The organism is Lysinibacillus fusiformis, from assembly GCF_002845985.1.
Taxonomy (GTDB): domain Bacteria; phylum Bacillota; class Bacilli; order Bacillales_A; family Planococcaceae; genus Lysinibacillus; species Lysinibacillus fusiformis_D.
This window is the reverse complement of sequence record NZ_PDFK01000003.1, coordinates 780749-799589: the sequence shown is the minus strand read 5'-3', so window position 1 is coordinate 799589 and position 18841 is coordinate 780749. Positions and strand designations below refer to the sequence as shown.

Here is an 18841-nt window from a genome sequence, read left to right as displayed (position 1 = left end):
CCTTATCTTAATGCTCATCACTCTCTTTTATAGACGAATTGATAGCCAAATCCTCTCACCGTTTGAATCCATTTTGGTTTAGAGGGGACATCTTCAATTTTGCGCCGAAGGGTACTAATATGGACAGAGACAGTTTTCAAATCGGTGACACCGTCATAGCCCCAAACATGGTCAATGAGCTGGTCAACACTAATCACTTGATTTGCATGCTCCATTAGAAAAAAGAGGAGCAGTTTTTCCTTTGTGAACAAGTTTAGAAGCTGACCATCTTTATAGACGTTTTTTTCGTCAAAATGAATAGATAAATTATCAATATGTACAACATGATTTTGCTTAGATGGGATTCTTCTTTTTAAATTGGCTTGAACACGTGCCAATAATTCTTTCGGAATAAATGGCTTTGTTATATAATCGTCTGCCCCAACCTCAAAGCCTTCAAGCTTTTGTTCAATTAAATGATTGACGGTCACAAAGATGATAATGGCATCCGATACTTCTCGGATTTTTTTGGCTAGCTCAAAGCCTGTACCATCCGGTAAATTAACATCTAACAAGATTAAATCGGGTTGTTGCGTGCCAACGAGATGCCAACCAGTGGATAGGGAGGGTGCCTTTAATACTGTATAGTTAGCATTCACTAGCGTTAGCGATAAAACTTCCATAATATCTATGTCATCTTCTACTATTAAAATCTTCTCGTTCACCATATCACTAAATCTCCTTCCTATTATAAAATATACCAACTTTTATCTCGGATGGGAAAGAGAAGGTTTAGCGCTTGTGTCATTTTAACACTGCAATATCCTATAGAGCAAAGCAATCAGGGAGGACTGTTTATGGCTAATAAACAGCAAGAGGCTGGGACAGAACTCCATTATTTTGAAAAATAGCGAAAATAGATAATAGTTTTTTCGCCTCATTGAGTTAAATATTTCTTCCTAAATCAAAAAAATGTCAGACCGATTGTATCTTGGTCTAACATTTTTTCTTTTTGTCCCAGCCTCCTCCAACATCATGAATCGAGGTGTGCGATTGCATTTAGCATGTCATCACGGACGGCCTCCCAAAATTGCTGTTGAACATCGTCACAATATGTGTAAAGCTCCTTATGTTGTATATGCTCATAGAGAGCAGCAATAGCTTCTTGATGAAAATAAAGGCGATGATTTAATCCTGCTCGTTCTTCTTCGATACAAAATAGCTTATAGATATCAGCTAATCGCTCAAACTTTGCTAATTTTTGTGTGATGGTCTCATATTGTGTTTGATGAAAGCGTCCAACAGATGAGGTCATCGAAATCTTAGTTCGATGCTCCATCTGTAATGTGCGAAACTCCTCAAGACGTATCGCCACACGATACCAAAATTCATAACGGGTCGGTAATTCTTTTAGTTCATAGGTCAGTAAAGATTTTAAAATTGAATGCACTTGTTCATATGTATCGATGATCTTCTCGGATTCTTTAAAAATGCCAAACATACAACCACCCCCATACAGTGTAATACTACAAGATGAGATGAAACTCCTTTCAATATCAGCGTTATTTTCAATCCTTTTTATTTTATGAATAAGTAGCCTCGAGTAGGATTTAGGAGGTAATGATTTAGTTTTACATAAATTATCGCAAAATTCCCTTTTTTAAAACGAGTTTCTTAGAAAATGCAAATAGGCATTTACAAAATGAAATTAAATGTGTTAACTTTTATATTGTTATTAGTTAACGCAAAGAGGGGGAGGTTAACAATGCGACATTTTTGGGTTGTAGGCACAGATACGGATGTTGGTAAAACGATGGTCACTACTATGTTGATGTGTCATTTGCAAAGGCAGGGTTTGCAAGTCACACCCTATAAGCCCGTGCAAACAGGTGAGGTATACGAAAATGGGCATGGCTATTATCATGATACAGCTATGTATGAAAAGCATTCTTTACAAAAGCTGCAACAAGAGCATATTAATAGCTATTCATTGAAGGAAGCGGCATCACCGCATTATGCTGCCAAGCTAGAGGGACAGTCAATTGATGTCAAAGAGCTATTACAGCAAATTCAATTTTTACAAGATGCTTACGATATCGTGATATGCGAGGGGGCTGGTGGGCTCTTTGTTCCTTTCACTGCTCCAAATGGTACGACTCTGCTTGATGTTATTGTCAGTAGCAAGCTGCCAGTCGTGTTGGTCACAAGGACATCACTTGGGACGATCAATCACACATTGTTAACGATAGAGGCATTGCGCGCTCGTCAAATTGATATTCTTGGCATTGTCTTTAATGGAGACACGGGTAGCAGTATAGAACAAGACAATATACAAACAATTTTACAGTACTATCCTATACCTTATGCCATTATTCCACAGCTGAAGGACAAGTCACAGCTAATGGATTATGCCATGACACACACTACTTTGTTTGAAAGGCTCTTTCACTATGAATCAAGCATTAACTGACTTGCAGGCAGGAGATTTACGACATGTTTGGCATCCGTGCTCACAGATGAAGGATTACGAAGCATTTCCGCCAATCGTCATAAAAAAAGGGCAAGGTGTGTGGCTTTATGATGAACATAATCATCGTTATTTGGATGCTGTATCCTCTTGGTGGGTTAATTTATTTGGACATGCCAATCCGCGAATTAGCCAAGCTTTAAGTGAGCAAGCATTTACATTAGAGCATACAATTTTCGCTAATTTCACACATGAACCAGCCATAAATTTAGCTGAAAAATTAGCAGCTTTAGCACCTCAAGAATTACATAAAGTCTTTTTTGCAGATAATGGCTCGTCTGCTATTGAGGTGGCATTGAAAATGAGCTTTCAATACCATATGCAGACAGGAAAACCAGCGAAACAGCGCTTCCTCGCTTTGACAGATGCCTATCATGGGGAAACCATTGGTGCTTTATCGGTAGGAGGGGTAGGGCTATACAATGAAGTATATCAACCTCTTTTATTAGATACTGTTCGTGCCAAAGGGCCAGATTGCTTCCGTTGCCCATTTCAGGAAGAGCCAACAAGCTGCCAAGCGCCATGTAGTCAATTTGTAGAGGAACAGCTTCAAGCACATCATGAGGAAATTACGGCCGTTATTATTGAACCGCTTATTCAGGCCGCAGCAGGTATGAAAATGTATCCACCTATCTATTTGCAGCGCTTGCGAGCATTATGTTCACACTATGAGGTCCATTTCATCGCGGATGAGATTGCTGTCGGTTTTGGTCGGACAGGTACGTTATTTGCCTGTGAGCAGGCGGACATCACCCCAGATTTTATGTGTTTATCAAAGGGATTAACAGGCGGTTATTTACCGTTATCTGTTGTCTTAACAACCGATCAAATCTATAACGCTTTTTATGACGACTATGGAACGATGAAGGCATTTTTACATTCACATAGTTATTCAGGCAATACCTTGGCCTGTCGTGTCGCACTTGAAGTGTTAACAATGTTTGAAGAGGAGCAAGTGATGGAGATGATTCAACACAAAGGACAACAAATGCGAGAATTAGCCATGGCAGCCTTTCATGATATTCCGTATGTGGGGGAGTATCGACAAGTTGGTTTAGTGGGAGCTATTGAACTTGTCGCCAATCGACAGACAAAGGAACCATTCGCTAGTGAGGAACGGATCGGCTATCACATTTATCAGCGAGCTTTAGCAAAAGGTCTACTCATCAGACCTCTTGGCAATGTTTTATATTTTATGCCACCCTATATTATTTCTGAAGAAGAAATGTCCTTCATGATTCAAACAACGAAAGAAACGATCGAACAGTTTTTCCAAGATAGGGGGGCTAAGGTTGGTTAAGCGACATCAGACATTAGCACTTGTCATGATCGCCATGTTTGCAGCACTAACAGCGATTGGGGCGTTTATTAAAATCCCATTGCCTGTTGTACCGTTTACATTACAAATTGTTGTTGTATTTTTAGCAGGGTGTTTGTTGGGTAGTCGGAATGGTTTTTATAGTCAGCTTGTCTATATCGGTGTGGGCTTAGTAGGCTTACCTGTTTTTACACAGGGCGGTGGCTTTACGTATGTCCTACAGCCAACATTTGGTTATCTAATTGGCTTTGCCCTAGCTGCCTATGTCATTGGGTTCATCATTGAAAGAATAGAGAACCCAACGAAAAAGCATTTTATTGGAGCAACGATTATAGGACTTATCATTATTTATATGGTGGCTATTCCTTATTTATATATAGCATTAAATTTCTGGTTAGATATGAAATCAAGCTGGTCACATGTTTTTGTCATCGGCTTTTTCAGTAGTATTATCGCTGATGTTTGCTTAGCAATAACATCAGCCCTATTGGCAGAAAGAATGTATAAAGTATTTCATTCGGCAAGAACTGTGAACATTTCACACGTGGAGGGGGAGAAGATAGGATGAATTATTACCAATTAGCACAAGAAGTAATTGCTGGTAAGATCATTAGCAATGAGGAGGCACTTGCTCTCTTAAATAGTAAGGATGATGAGCTATTACAGCTAATGGACGGTGCTTTTGTCATTCGGAAGCATTATTACGGTAAAAAAGTAAAGCTGAATATGATTATGAATGCCAAAAGTGGCTATTGTCCTGAGGATTGTGGTTATTGCTCTCAATCTTCTAAATCAACTGCTCCTATTGAAAAATATCCTTTTATTACAAAAGAGGAAATTTTAGCTGGTGCTAAACGAGCGTTTGACAATAAAATTGGGACGTATTGTATTGTTGCAAGTGGTCGAGGGCCAACACGTAAGGATGTCAATGTAGTGAGCGAGGCAGTTGCGGAAATTAAAGAAAAGTATGGCTTGAAGGTTTGTGCCTGTCTAGGCTTATTAAAAGAAGAGCAGGCACAGCAATTAAAGGCAGCTGGAGTGGATCGCTACAATCATAATTTAAATACATCAGAGCGCCATCATGCCTTCATCACAACCTCGCACACGTATGAGGATCGTGTCAATACGGTGGAGATAGTGAAAAAGCATGGAATTTCACCTTGCTCTGGTGCCATTATTGGGATGAAGGAAACGAAGGAGGATGTTGTCCAGATTGCACGTGCCCTTCATCAATTAGATGCTGATTCTATTCCTGTAAACTTTTTGAACGCGATAGATGGTACAAAGCTGGAAGGAACAAAGGAATTAAATCCTCGCTACTGTTTAAAGGTTTTAGCATTATTCCGTTACATCAATCCGACAAAGGAAATTCGCATTTCTGGAGGGCGAGAAATCAATCTAGGCTCACTTCAGCCACTTGGTCTCTATGCAGCCAATAGTATTTTTGTAGGGGATTATTTAACAACAGCTGGTCAAGAAGCAAATAGTGATTATCGTATGTTGGAGGATCTAGGCTTCGAGATTGAATTAACGCAACAGCAAGAAAAAGCATTTTGTTAAGCTTATGAAAGAAAAATCTACTACTACAGCAAAACCGTGCTTCTGTGCGGTTTTTTTGCTTTAGGTGGATAGAAATCAAAAAGTGGTGGATAGGCAGCGTAAAGTAGTGGATACAAATTGAAAAGTACCGGATAAATCTGATATCACTGGCTGTTTTTATACCTATAAAAGAAAGGTTTTCACAAATTGTTCAATGAAAGCGTTTTGAAATTGAACAGTTTGTGAAGAACTTCACATAAAGCTTTCTTTTTGAAAAAAACAGCGTAAAATAAGAATCAAGTAAGGAATTGTTATAAAACAGTTGATAAGTAGTCTCACAAATTTTGGTGGTTGTTATATTACAAAAATAATGGGAGAAGGGAGCTTTTCATATGTGGGTTATTACAGTATTTGATAAAAAGGATGTCCGAATTTTTGAGTATACAAACAAAAATGAGGCAACAGAAGCTTTAGCAAAATTTAAGAAAAATGCAGTGTTAACATATACAAAATAAATTGCTTTTGAGACAGCCCTCTCCTGATAGAGGGCTGTTTTTTATGAACAACAAAAAACCGTATAAGCGCTTATGAAAAGCGTTTATACGGCTACTATTTTTATAAAATACTTGCTAAACGTTTAATCCCCTCACGGATGACTTCAGGTGTTGCATTTGTATAGTTGAGACGCATTGTATTGACATTCGTTTTAGATGTATAGAATGGATCTCCAGGCACAAAGGCAACCTTTTGTTCCATCGCTTTCTGGAATACATCAAGGGCTGATGTACCATCCTTCATTGTTGCCCAGATGAACATGCCTCCCTCAGGTTTTGTATATTCTACATGGGCAGGGAAAAACTCTTGCATCGCATCAAGCATCGCTTCGGATTGATTTTTATATAATGTAATAATTTTTTTGACATGTTCCGAATAGTCATTACTTGCTAAATAATCGTAGATGATATATTGCGAGAAAATATTTGTATGCAGATCAGACGCTTGCTTAGCTGTTTCAATATGCTGTAAAAGCTCTTTATTTTTTGTAATGATAAAACCAAGTCGCATACCAGGTGTGACCGTTTTAGAGAAAGAACCTAGTAAAATACTATTATCTAATTTTCCAGCACCGATATATGGAAGCGGCTCTCCTTGGAAACGTAACTCTCCATATGGATCATCCTCAATTAAAGCAACATCGTATTTTGCCACTATTTCGCAAATGTGCTCACGCTTTTCTTTCGAGTATGTGAGCCCTGTTGGGTTTTGGAAGTTAGGCACCGTATAAATGAATTTTACATTTGGTTGTTGTAGCGCACGTTCTAACTCTTCTAAGTTAAGACCATCGTTTTCAAGTGTTACCCCATAGAAAGTAGGCTCACTTAATGTAAAGGCTTGAATGGCTCCTAAGTATCCAGGCTCTTCGATGATAATGCCATCGCCTTTATTGATGAGTACTTTACTAATCAGTTCAAGAGCTTGCTGTGAGCCTGTTGTAATAAAGACATCTTCAGCTTGTACATCAAGCCCATGCACGCGTTGGTACTTTGCGGCAATGTACTCACGTAATGGTGCATAACCTTGTGTGGAAGAATATTGAAATAGTCGGCTACCATTTTCCGTAATAGCATGATCTACGGATGCTCTTAACGCATCAATAGGGAAAGAAATGGGATTTGGAAGTCCGCCTGCAAAGGAAATAACATCCTCTGCATCTGTTACTTTCAAAATATTTCGAATAAATGAGGATGGTGTTTTTAAGATTCTTTCAGAATATTGCATAATGATCGGTCCTTTTTTTCTGATTTTTTAAAAATTATATCATTGTCATCGTGTGCATACAATATTATCATTGTATGCAAGACAATTAAACTATTGTATGCAAATTAAGAGAAAGAAGGGCTTAGTGAATGCCTATTAATTCATTTGACGAGTATCCAATGAGTTGGAAGCCAGATATTCGCAATATTTCTGCCCCATTATATATAGCTATTGCGCACCAACTGGAACAAGACATAAAAGATGGAAAGCTAATGCCAGGAACGAAACTTCCTCCACAACGCGAATTAGCTGATTTTTTAGATGTGAATTTAAGCACCATTACACGAGCTTTTAAGCTGTGTGGACAAAAAGGATTCATTTATGCCTCGATTGGCAGCGGGACATTTGTTTCCACAGATGCGGCTAGCAATAAAATGTTACTGCCAGCCAATCATGCAACACCTATGATTGAAATGGGTTCTGTTTTACCAGACAACCTGGTCAATGATGATATTGCACGCTTTATGAAAAAGATGTTGAACGAGCCTAGTTTTAGCAAGCTATTTCAGTATGGTCGGCCTGAGGGCAATGCTTGGCAAAATGAAGCCGTGATGAAGCTATTCGAATTGGTGAATTTTCAAACAGATCAGCCTATTTTGCTCGGTGCAGGGGGACAAAATGCCATTGTGGGCACACTGGCAGCTTTATTTCAGCCAGGCGACCGTATTGGGACAGATCCCATTACTTATGCTGGTATTAAAACAGCAGCCAATATGTTAGGTATACAGCTTGTAGCTATTCAACAATGTCAAGGAGAAATGACCAGAGAAGGATTGCTATATGCCTGTAAAAATGAGCATATTAAAGGAATCTATGTGATCCCTGATTTTCATAATCCAACGACACATACGATGTCGGTGGAGACACGAAAAATGATTGCTGAAGTGGCTAGGCAGAAGGATTTGCTTGTGATTGAGGATGCGATTTATAGCTTTCTTAAAGAACAGCCACTTGCACCCATTGCTTCTTTTGCACCCGATAAGGTTATTTATATCGCTAGCCTGTCCAAGACGCTCTCGCCAGGTTTACGCTTATCTTTCCTTGTGACACCTTCAGCATTAAGGAAAAAAATAATGGAAACGCTCTATAATATCAATATTTCAGTGTCACCGCTCATGCTGGAACTAGCAGCAAGATTGATTCATGAAGGCGTGGCACAAACGATTTTAGAAAAGCACCGAGCATATGCGAAGCAGCAAAATGCGCTTGTTAATAAATATTTAGGCGATTACGACATTTTAGGGGAGGAGGAATGTATTTTTAGGTGGTTATACTTGCCTGATAAATTTACGGGAGTTCAATTTGAATTGCTAGCCTCCAAAGCCGGCGTACAAGTCTATGCAGCGGAACGTTTTGCTGTAGGCAATACAAAGCCAGTGAATGCCGTACGTTTAGCGATTGCAGCGCCAGAAGCTCAACTGGAGCAAGCTTTAATTATTTTAAAGGATCTGCTAGAAAGTAATGGTGATTATGCATTTGTTGACTAAAGGTCATCAAGCGTATAATAAAGCTAAGAGAGAGAAGAGGTGATGGACATGACGCATAAAGGGCGTGTTATTTTTCATGTGGATATGAATAGTTTCTATGCTTCGGTAGAGCAAGCACATGATCCAAGCTTAAAAGGGAAGCCAATCGCCATTGCGGGCAACCCAAAAGAGCGACGTGGCATTTTAGTAACCTGTTCCTATGAAGCAAGAGCGCTTGGCATTTATACAACAATGACTGTCCATGAAGCGAAGCGTAAATGTCCTGAACTATTGTTATTGCCTCCAGATTTTAAAAAATATCGTCAAGCATCCAAAGAAATGTTTACCATTCTTCGTAGCTACACTCCTTTAGTGGAGCCTGTTTCGATTGATGAGGGCTATATGGATGTGACAGCGTTAAGTAAGGAGCAACATGCATTAAGTATTGCCCAGGAAATACAAGAGCGCATTTTAGCTGAGCTTGATTTACCTTGCTCTATCGGTATTGCACCAAATAAATTTTTAGCAAAAACAGCTTCTGATATGAAGAAACCGTTGGGAATTACCGTACTACGAATACGGGATATTGAACAGCAGCTTTGGCATCGAGAGGTTGTTGATATGCATGGAATTGGAGCTAGTACGGCCAAAAAATTAAATGTACATGGCATATTTACGATTGGTGATTTGGCGAAAACGGAAGAGTTTAGGATGAAGCAAATTTTAGGAAAGAATGGTGTGCGACTGCGGGCAAGAGCTAATGGGGTGGATCAACGTATGGTCGATCCTGAAGCGGTTTTTGATACGAAAAGCGTAGGAAATTCAACAACTTTACCTGAAGATGTAACAGATGTCCGTGCACTACATAAAACAATAGAAGGTCTGTGTAAAAAGGTGGTTGAACGACTTGAGGCAAAACGGTTAGCGGGCTCCACTGTAAGTATTCAAATACGGGATGCAAGTTGGCATAATCACACACGATCAAAAACAATGTCTAATGTTCTTTATCGTTTTGAAGATATCTATGACATTGCTTGTGCCTTGTTTGATAAGCATTGGGATGAGTCTCCAGTAAGGCTTTTAGGCGTGACGGTTTCTAATGTAGTGGATCGTAAGGATTACTCGCAACAATTATCAATATTTGATTTTCAAGAACATGTAAAAGATGAACCTATTCTCAAAATCGTGGATGAAATTGAGGGACGTTTTGGGAAGGGGGTTATAAAACGTGGTGTAGATTTAGGGAAACGTTCATCCTATCAATCACAAACAAGCTTTAGTAAGGATTTTTTAGATGACCATGATTGAAAATGAAGGCAGGTGTATACATGCGATACAAAACATATGGAGATGTCCATAATCCTCTAATGCTGTTTATTCATGGAGGTGGAGTCGGTGGCTGGATGTGGGAACAACAAGTTCAGCATTTTTCAAATTATCACTGTGTTGTTCCAGAGCTGTTGTCACAAGATGTATTCTCCATTGAGCAGAGTGCCAGAGAGCTTCTCCAGCTTCTAGAAGAAAAGGCGACTGGAAAGCCCGTCATACTGATTGGATTCTCTTTAGGAGCACAAATCGCTATTCAAATGCTAAGTATAAAGCCTAGTTTAATCGATTCTACCATTATCAATAGTGCACTTGTAATACCTTCTCCAGCTATGGAATGGATGCTTCAACCGTTCATTCGGCTGACATTTCCACTTATAAAAAATAAAACATTTGCGAAACTTCAAGCTAAAGCTCTATACATCAATGATCTTGATTTTGAACGCTATTATCAAGAGAGTGCTACGATGAAAGTAGAGACATTGATTCAAATTTTGAGAGAAAATATGCTGTTTTCCATCCCGCATGATTTTCATAAAGCCCAAGGGAAAATTTTAATAACGGTAGGAGCTAAAGAGAAAAGCATTATGAAAAAATCAGCTAAAGCCCTTGTTCAAAGTCATCCAAATAGTCATGGTGTCATATTGCACAACATTGGTCATGGAGTATCATTAGCCCAACCTGCATTTTTCAACCATTTTGTAGAAAATTGGATTAAGAATGGTCAACTACCTGAGGGGACAGTGATTCAATAGGGGGGCTCCATTATGAATGTTCAAACTCATAATGGAGTTGACAGGAAAAGTGTATTTAAGCTTGAAAATAATGAGGATATAAATCTTTATGCTGTAACATCCAGTCCTTCATCTCTACAATCATTTCCTCATAGCCAGGGACAACAAAGGAGAAGTCATTTCTAGTATTCATTAATGTTTTATTGACATTAACGAGCCGATGAGGAAGAATTTTTATGTTGCTGTCCATAAAGTGTTTATTCAATAGTTGAAGTAAGTCGTATTTTGAAATATTCGTAGTATTGACGAGATGATAGAGTCCTGTTAAATCTTCTTGGACAGCCCGTTCAATGGCTTTTGCTAATGTAAGTGTAGTTACTCCAGTCCAAATAGCCCCCGTATAACCGTGAATGGGACCTTTTTGTTGCATAAACCAATTGAATAGTCCGATGCCATCGTTTTTTAAATCAGGGCCAATAATCGAGTTACGAAATGTTAAATGCTTGTTGTGCTCAATCTCCCCCAAGCCTTTTGTGCGATCATAAAAAGTTTCACCGTCTCCTATGCTAGTTTCATAGTAGGGGGCATTTTTCCCTGAAAATACGCAATCAGTACTTAGATGAATCAGCTTAGTTTGTCGGTTTTCTAGGAGAGAGACAATGGCATGCGGTAAATAACTATTCAGCCAAATGCTTTGTGCAGGATATACCGTACAAGCTTCGTTTAAGACACCAATACAATTAATGACGACATCAAAATCATGATCTACTAACAACGACCGTAAAAATATAGCGTCCATCACATCGCCCATTATATGGTTCCCAGATGGGAAAGGGGTTCTAGCGTAAGTTGTCACATCATGCCCTTGTTCACATAAATAGATGGCAATGGTATGGCCAGCCATGCCAGTAGCGCCGAGCACTAAGAATTTCATGGCGTTCCTCCAGTCCAATAAAGAAGCTCTTCTTGAATAAGCGGTAATGTCAATAATTTTTCTTTGATGTCAGCCACACTTAATTGTTGTGTATTGTTGGAGTTATATTCATCGGTTAATGTAATTTTAGGAGAGCCCTCATCGAGGTATTTTCCATAATTTAAATCCCGATTATCTGCAGGGATTCGATAAAAATTGCCCATATCAACGGCTTTTGCCGATTCTTCTTTTGTACATAATACCTCATACATTTTTTCCCCATGCCGTGTCCCAATAATTTGGATGGCATTGTTTGCCTGAAAAATCTCAAGTAATGCTTGAGCTAAATTGGCTATTGTTGCTGCGGGAGATTTTTGTACCATAATATCTCCATTTTGTGCATGTGAGAAAGCGTACAATACTAATTCAACGGCCTCATCAAGAGTCATCATAAAACGTGTCATGTTTGGATCTGTAATCGTTAACGGCTTTCCAGCTTTTATTTGTTCAATAAATAAGGGAATGACAGAGCCCCGTGAAGCCATAACATTGCCATATCTAGTGCCACAAATGAGCGTACGATGAGGATCAACCATTCGGGATTTAGCGATAAACGTTTTTTCCATCATCGCTTTGGATATTCCCATGGCATTGACAGGGTAGGCTGCTTTATCTGTAGAGAGGCAGATCATTTTCTTGACACCAGCCTGAATGGCAGCTGTTAGGACATGATCGGTTCCTAAAATATTAGTTTTCACAGCTTCTAAAGGGAAAAATTCGCAGGAGGGAACTTGCTTAAGAGCAGCGGCATGGAACACATAGTCCACATTATACATAGCGGTATGGATGCTTTGAATATCACGGACATCTCCGATATAAAATTTGATTTTACTATGCTGATAGAGCTTGCGCATATCATCTTGCTTTTTTTCATCCCTTGAAAAAATACGAATTTCCTTAATATCCGTATTGAGGAATCGCTTTAGTACAGCGTTACCAAAAGAGCCAGTGCCTCCCGTAATCAGTAATATTTTATTTGTAAACATTGTATGGTTCATTACACCTCCTGCATGCTTTTATTTCAATCCTCTTTGGTGTAGATCACATTCTGAGTTTTCTCTAGGATAGTTGTACCAGTAAGCAAATTCGTTTGTATATTTACTTGTCGGATTTTTATCCATGAGGGCACAATTAAAATCCCAATCTCCTGCTATATCTTTGCGTATTGTAAATTTTGCATCCCCAATTAAACTTCTTCGAATGATTTTAAATTGTCCGGGTAAGGAATAGCGATTCGATTCATCTTTAATAAAGGCGAAGCCATTTTTAATGATCATGTTGTAATAGTAAACATCAAATGTGCCATCCACTTGTGCTAATACATTGCGAATAGCTGGCAAGTAGTGGTCATCGCTATCGATGATGGCTATATAGTCTCCTGTCGCCTCTGCAATGCAGCGATTATAAGCAACACTAGCCCCAAGGTTCGTTGGATGCACGATGACTTTTAAAGCTGCACAGTTTTTTTGGTAGTCCTGTAAAATGGCTAATGTATTGTCAGTAGAACCATCATCCACAATGATAATTTCATAGGCATATTCTTTAGGAATACTGTCAAGCATTGTTAAGATCCATTCTTCGCTATTAAACGCAGGTGATAAAAAACTTATCTTCATTTTATCCCTCCATTCTTTATCTAGTAGTAGAGCTCTTCTATGTGACTGAGCAGATTCTTTAATACAATATGCGTGGACATAGAGCTATTGTAGGCAATTGCTTGTTTTAGGAAGTTTTTAAGAGAGACGCTTTTCTGTATACGATTTCTGTTTACTAGAGAACAAGCAGGATAGGGGCAAAAATTTACTAAGGTATGCACGTTTAGCAGGAAGGGTCATAAACTAGCTAGAGCGCTTTTTTAGAAAGAGGGATACAATGTCAAAAAGGATCGCATTTATTTGTAGCGTGGAATCTTATAAACTGTCTGATGCACATATTTTCAAAGATTTGTGTCTCGTGCCTATTTTGCTAGGGGAGGAATTAGGCTATGAAGTAAGTATTGTGACAACAGAGATGAATGAAGCCCTTCTTCAACAGGCCTTTCCAACTGTAAAATTTGAGTCCATACCATTTGAGAAGGATTATGTGGCGAATATGAATGCTTATTTAGCCAAGCATGCAAAGGACATTGACATTGCCTTTGCCATAGGGCCGTATCCATCTTATTTAGCCATTCTGAAAACCTATCAGCATTATAATCCGCAAGGAAAAATTTATATGAAGTTAGATGTAAATCGATTTTGGTTACATCGATTAAAATCCTATCCATACTTTTTAGAGCTACTGCAATTATGTGATCTGCTATCCTCCGAATGTGTGTCCATTCAAACCGCTATTCAAGTGTATTCGCAATTAGCGATTAAACATATCCCCAATGGCTTTTATGAGCATTTTCCCACAGCACCTGTGTCCTTTCATGACAAGGAAAATAGAATTTTAGCAGTGGGACGCTTAGATGCACCAGAGAAGCAAACGATTTTGACAGTCAAAGCCTTTCTAGCTGCCCAGCTTCCAGACTGGGAGCTTCGTTTAGTAGGACCGATGTCTGCCTCCTATCAAGAGGAGCTAAGGCAGTTGCTAGATGGCCATCCAACTGCCGCTCAAGTAACGATGGTAGGGCCTATTTATGATAAGGTGCAATTAGAAGAAGAGTACCGTAAGGCTAAAATTTTTTGTTTAACATCTGTAGTAGAATGCTATGCCCATGTTTTTGCAGAGGCTGCTAAAAATGGCTGCTATATCGTGACTACTGATGTTGATGGGGCTGCCGATATTACAATGCAACAACGCTTCGGTACAATTCATCCGACACATGATTGGGAGGGGATTGGTCGGACATTGCAGCAAGTTGCCACACAGGAATCATTGCTGGCCGATACTTGTGTACAGCTTCAAGCATTTGCTCGAAAGGAATTAAATTGGTGCCATATTGTGAAAAGGGTTGCTGAATATTTAAGTGAATAAACAATCCTCTCTCGATTTTGAAGACTATTCTTTTCTTTATACCATTATTTCCTATATAATAAAAACTAGATTCATCATGTTAGACAATCATGGGAAGACACAAGGGGAGACAGGAATGGAAATACGACAAGCGACAAAGCATGAACTAGAGGATTTATCAAAACTGTTTGATGAATATCGTCAATTTTATGGGATCGAGCCAGATGTAAGCAGCGCCAAGGCATTTTTACAATTACGATTGGCTTTAAAAGAGTCTGTTATTTTTGTAGCATTGGTAGATGGCAAGATGATTGGATTTACACAATTGTATCCAACATTTTCATCCATCGCTTTACAATGTGCCTATATTTTAAATGATATTTATGTAACAGAAGATGCTAGAGGCCTAGGGGTGGGCAAGGCATTGATGGAAAAGGTTTTTCGATATTGTGAGCAGCAAGGTGCTCGCTATGTCACACTGCAAACGGCGGCTGATAATGTAAATGCACGTAAACTCTATGAAAAGCTTCATATGAAGCAAGATGAATATTGTAATTATGTGAAATATTTTATGTAGGTGGAACTTGCCAGCATCTCGTCTTCGGATGAAGATGCTTTTTTTTATCAAAACATCCCCTAGATAGCAAATAGTATCTAGGGGATGTTGCTTGATGTTACTTATTTAATTTCAAGTGTATATGGTTGTGTGCTTGCTTTGCCATAATACTCACTGACTTCAATATAGTATTTACCAGCTTGTAGTTCAACTGTACCAACTTCAGTATCGCCAGCTCCGTAAAGATCGAAGGTTTTAACGGTTTTTCCGTTCGCATCAATCACTCGGATCACACCATCTAATGCTTTTTCTGTTTGAAGTGAAAAAACGACATCGCGTTTTTGGACATTATTAAACTCAAAATAGTCCTTATCACCGAAAGGAATACCTGCATTTAAATATTGAGTTGCAACCCATTTATCATCTTTTTTTGTCAGGGCAGATGGTTTTGTTGGTACACCATTCACTAATTCAGAATCTGCATCTTCATCTGCTTGCTGATGGTTGAACATCGTTAAAGTATACGGTTGTACAGACACTTGACCAAGACCCATGCTGTTGACAAGGATAAAATAACCGCGGTCTTTTTTGGCTTTGAAGGATGTATTTACATCTGTTGTTCCACCCATTCCAAGTAATAATTCAAGAATATTATCGCTTAGTCCAAATGGAATTTCTGTTTCCATTTCTTTCGGATCAATTTTCTTATTGCCGTTCGTATCTTCTATAATAGAGCCAGCAAATTTTAACTCTTTTTGAAGCTCTTTTGGTAGTTGAGCTAATTGTTCATTTGTAAATGGGGTAGAAGAAAGAAGCAGACTCATCACTTCATCATTGCCTTCTTGCTTATAGTAGTAATAATCTACATCATCTTGATAAATAAGATGGTCTTTATAAGTCGTACCTGGCTGAACTTTCAGCGCTTTTGCTTCCTCATGATTGTCTGGATTGTAATCTGCTGGAATATCACCGATTTTTTTTGTTTTCAACGTATAAGGTTCAGCAGATCGTTCTCCAGCATTGACAACAGCGACCACATAGGTTTTATCCTTTTTCAATGGGATGACCTTTGCATCATTTTCATTTCCAGTCGAACCAAGCAGTAGTGCTAGTAATCCAAGGTCATTTGTTAAGGAAGAAACAGGGATTAATTCCTTTGCTTCCTCATCATATTCAAATACGGTACCAGCAGGCTTTTGGTTCATCCCTTTGATAAAGCTGAAACTATAAAGGGCATCTTCCTTCGTTTTAAATAAGAAATAATCCTCATCATAGTCTGTTTGGAAATAAGCTTTCTTATTTTCACCAATTTCAAAACGTATAGCCTGTTTTATAATCGGCTCAACATTTTCTATATTCCCTGACGCCGTTGGATTCATTAGCATACCCATTAGGCTGTCAATTTCATTGCGTTTTTTAGTTTTACTTGGTGTAATCGGTAATTGTCCCTCTGGCATTCCTTCTTCTAACATGGCTTCATTTAGCGGTAGCCCATCTTCGTCTGGTGGAAGGGTAACCACTTCACCTTTTAATGTGTAAGGAATCATCGATTCACTAACCGTTTCTTCTTTTTCAATACCACCACTAAAGAACATTTCCATAGAAAACTCACTATTACTGTCATTAGAGACACTTAAAACATATTCCTGATCCGGTACAGCATCGATAATCATGCTAACTGCTTCACCTTTCGCTGTACCATTTGCTGTTTGCATAGGATAGGCTTGTTCTTCCTCGCTGTCATCAATTTTAGCTTGCTCAGCTTCTTCTGGTGGTATCGGCTGAAAGTCTTCCTTAAGATAAAGCTCCATAGAGGCTGTGACACCTGGAATACCCGACAGGTCGAATTGTAATGTCGTTGGTTCTTTTACAGAGAATGTGAAATAATCTTGATCTCGTTGTTGATCTTTTGACAGAAGGGTATAGTTTTTGCCTGCCGTACTATAAGGGAACTTATTTATCGGCGCCATAGTAGATTTATCTAATGTATCAATTGGCAAGCTCTTCGTCGTTTGTGCTGTAAACGTGTAAGTAGATTTGCCTTTTAAGCTATAGCTACCATTATGATCTTTGACAGCAATTAAAAGCGTCCCTTTTTGATCTGCTTTAAATAAATAACCTTCTTTTTTTCCTACGCGAACATCATTGACATGAATTGGCTCTACTTCACCCTTATGATTATTTGGGTAGAAATATAAATCAAAGGCATAATCATATTTGTTTGCACCTTTTAATGTTAGCTGAGCATATTCATTTGCGTCTAAATCGACTTTATACCATTTCTTTTCATCTTGCTGCTCGAAAGCGCCATGTTCGATATTTAACGTATTTTTAGCAAGAACTTTAGCGTTTTGTATGCGTTCTTCTTTCGACTCTGAATAGTGTTTAGGTAGTTTATTTAAATCGAATTGCAATGCTTTGACTGGATCGATTAGTCCATGACCGTAGGTAAGATCATAGCCTTTCGCTCCTAAATCTTGTGCCGTCATTTCCAAAATTGCCTCTATTTCATGCGGCTTTAAATGTGGATATTTTGATTTAAGAAGAGAGGCGACGCCTGCCACTACAGGTGATGCCATGGATGTACCACTGAATTTGACGAAGGATGATCCTTTTTTGTCATCATGAACGGTACTATAAATTTCCTCACCTGGTGCAACAACATCAACGGACGGTCCGTAATTTGAATAGCTTGATAGTTTGTTGCGCTCATTCGTTGAACCTACACTAATAACACCCTCATAAGAAGCAGGGAAGGAGTATTCATCTGTTGATTCATTGCCCGCGGCTGCCACAATTGTAATACCACTGTCAACGGCTTTCTGAACGGCTTCTTTCATCAGTGGAGATTCCCCGTAGCCTCCTAGACTCATATTAATGACGTCAACACCCTGTTCAATAGCATACAAAATGCCTTGTGCAATAATGAAATCATTTGCACCTTCTTTGCCATTAAATACGTCAATGGGTAGTAGCTTCGCTTTCGGATTCACACCGTGTCCGCCTATGCCATTATCTTTAGCTGCGGCGATAATACCAGCTACATGTGTTCCGTGATCACCTGGATAAGTAGTATTCGCTGGTGCTGCTGCATTATAGGGTGGGAGTACTTGAGATTTTAGATCGGGGTGTTTAAAATCTACACCAGAATCAATGACAGCGACTGTCACATCATGCTCACCCGCTAATTCTAGTGCCTTATCCATTTGCAGTAGGTTTAAATGATACATCTCTTGTTTCTTTGGATCGACTTCTGTTTGAAAAGAGCGATACACATAGCTAGGAGATACACTTGTAATGCCATCTTGCTTTAGATAGTAAGCAACTGCTTTTTCTATTGATACGCCTTTATTCAGTTGTACCACATCATAGCCTAATGAAGGAATGGAGCGGATGACTTTGGAGCCAATGTTTTTATGTACATTTTTATCAAGTCCTGAATGCTTGATAACAATTTTATCCTTACTCATCCATTTTTCTTCATTCTGCTCTGTTTGTTTCATACTACTTGCCAGTACATTCTTGGCTTTATGCTGAGGTACTTCAGCAAAGGCAGAAGCAGCTGGAACCATTAGTGTAGCGGATGCTACAATAGCGACTGATTTTTTAAACAAACTTTTCAATTGTTATCTCTCCTTGGTGTTATAAATTAAGTCTCGACTCTA

The 18841-nt window shown here is 38.9% G+C and carries 17 protein-coding genes; 10 read left to right on the top strand and 7 right to left on the bottom strand.

All coding sequences use genetic code 11. The annotated features are described in order from the left end of the window. Positions 1-17 precede the first annotated feature (17 nt). Positions 18-707 (bottom strand): response regulator transcription factor, encoded by a 690-nt coding sequence (locus CRI88_RS14505; RefSeq protein WP_036119936.1) that lies wholly within the window; start codon positions 705-707, stop codon positions 18-20. Between the two features lie 305 nt (positions 708-1012). Continuing rightward, positions 1013-1480 (bottom strand): hypothetical protein, encoded by a 468-nt coding sequence (locus CRI88_RS14500; protein WP_058844503.1) that lies wholly within the window; start codon positions 1478-1480, stop codon positions 1013-1015. 264 nt (positions 1481-1744) lie between these two features. On the opposite strand from CRI88_RS14500, the gene bioD reads away from it, so the two are divergent. The 5 genes from bioD (at position 1745) to CRI88_RS22950 (ending at position 5878) form a co-directional block, all read left to right on the top strand. Then, a complete protein-coding gene (bioD, locus tag CRI88_RS14495) occupies positions 1745-2449 on the top strand; it encodes a dethiobiotin synthase (RefSeq protein WP_058844504.1) in 705 nt (234 codons plus the stop codon). Then, positions 2430-3806 carry an adenosylmethionine--8-amino-7-oxononanoate transaminase gene (gene bioA, locus CRI88_RS14490; protein WP_101966773.1) on the top strand — a complete coding sequence of 459 codons (1377 nt, stop codon included), beginning with the start codon at positions 2430-2432 and terminating at the stop codon, positions 3804-3806. Before bioD ends, bioA begins: the two co-directional genes overlap by 20 nt. A gap of 25 nt (positions 3807-3831) precedes the next feature. Further along, entirely contained in the window at positions 3832-4392 is a 561-nt protein-coding gene (locus CRI88_RS14485; protein WP_369802783.1) for a biotin transporter BioY, read from the top strand. After that, positions 4389-5384, top strand: a complete 996-nt coding sequence (bioB, locus tag CRI88_RS14480) for a biotin synthase BioB (protein ID WP_058844505.1) — start codon at positions 4389-4391, stop codon at positions 5382-5384. The genes CRI88_RS14485 and bioB overlap by 4 nt, the downstream gene beginning before the upstream one ends. Positions 5385-5755: 371 nt before the next feature. After that, positions 5756-5878: a hypothetical protein gene (locus tag CRI88_RS22950; protein ID WP_255358819.1), complete on the top strand. Its 123-nt coding sequence runs from the start codon at positions 5756-5758 to the stop codon at positions 5876-5878. A gap of 100 nt (positions 5879-5978) precedes the next feature. Here the strand turns inward: CRI88_RS22950 and CRI88_RS14475 are convergent, their stop codons facing one another. After that, positions 5979-7142: an aminotransferase-like domain-containing protein gene (locus CRI88_RS14475; RefSeq protein WP_089934721.1), complete on the bottom strand. Its 1164-nt coding sequence runs from the start codon at positions 7140-7142 to the stop codon at positions 5979-5981. Positions 7143-7270: 128 nt separating this feature from the next. Between CRI88_RS14475 and CRI88_RS14470 the strand changes: the two genes are divergently transcribed. From CRI88_RS14470 to CRI88_RS14460, 3 genes are read left to right on the top strand one after another with little or no spacing between them, the layout of a single operon-like run. Next, positions 7271-8668, top strand: coding sequence for an aminotransferase-like domain-containing protein (locus CRI88_RS14470; RefSeq protein ID WP_058844506.1), 1398 nt, complete (start codon positions 7271-7273; stop codon positions 8666-8668). A 48-nt stretch (positions 8669-8716) separates the two neighbouring features. Continuing rightward, positions 8717-9955, top strand: coding sequence for a DNA polymerase IV (locus CRI88_RS14465; protein ID WP_036119957.1), 1239 nt, complete (start codon positions 8717-8719; stop codon positions 9953-9955). Between the two features lie 20 nt (positions 9956-9975). Beyond that, entirely contained in the window at positions 9976-10728 is a 753-nt protein-coding gene (locus CRI88_RS14460; protein ID WP_089934759.1) for an alpha/beta fold hydrolase, read from the top strand. A 55-nt stretch (positions 10729-10783) separates the two neighbouring features. Here CRI88_RS14460 and CRI88_RS14455 read toward each other — a convergent pair whose 3' ends face one another. From CRI88_RS14455 to CRI88_RS14445, 3 genes are read right to left on the bottom strand one after another with little or no spacing between them, the layout of a single operon-like run. After that, positions 10784-11641 carry an SDR family oxidoreductase gene (locus tag CRI88_RS14455; protein WP_058844507.1) on the bottom strand — a complete coding sequence of 286 codons (858 nt, stop codon included), beginning with the start codon at positions 11639-11641 and terminating at the stop codon, positions 10784-10786. After that, entirely contained in the window at positions 11638-12666 is a 1029-nt protein-coding gene (locus CRI88_RS14450) for a polysaccharide biosynthesis protein (RefSeq protein WP_089934761.1), read from the bottom strand. The genes CRI88_RS14455 and CRI88_RS14450 overlap by 4 nt, the downstream gene beginning before the upstream one ends. Positions 12667-12696: 30 nt before the next feature. After that, positions 12697-13296, bottom strand: coding sequence for a glycosyltransferase family 2 protein (locus tag CRI88_RS14445; protein ID WP_089934723.1), 600 nt, complete (start codon positions 13294-13296; stop codon positions 12697-12699). A gap of 256 nt (positions 13297-13552) precedes the next feature. Here CRI88_RS14445 and CRI88_RS14440 point away from each other — a divergent pair, with 256 nt between their 5' ends. Next, on the top strand, positions 13553-14641 hold the full coding sequence (locus CRI88_RS14440) for a glycosyltransferase family 4 protein (protein ID WP_089934724.1): 1089 nt from the start codon (positions 13553-13555) through the stop codon (positions 14639-14641). Positions 14642-14756: 115 nt separating this feature from the next. Continuing rightward, a complete protein-coding gene (locus tag CRI88_RS14435) occupies positions 14757-15197 on the top strand; it encodes a GNAT family N-acetyltransferase (protein ID WP_101966772.1) in 441 nt (146 codons plus the stop codon). Positions 15198-15298: 101 nt separating this feature from the next. Here the strand turns inward: CRI88_RS14435 and CRI88_RS14430 are convergent, their stop codons facing one another. Continuing rightward, complete coding sequence (locus CRI88_RS14430; protein ID WP_089934728.1) at positions 15299-18799, bottom strand: S8 family peptidase; 3501 nt, start codon at positions 18797-18799, stop codon at positions 15299-15301. Positions 18800-18841: the final 42 nt, after the last annotated feature.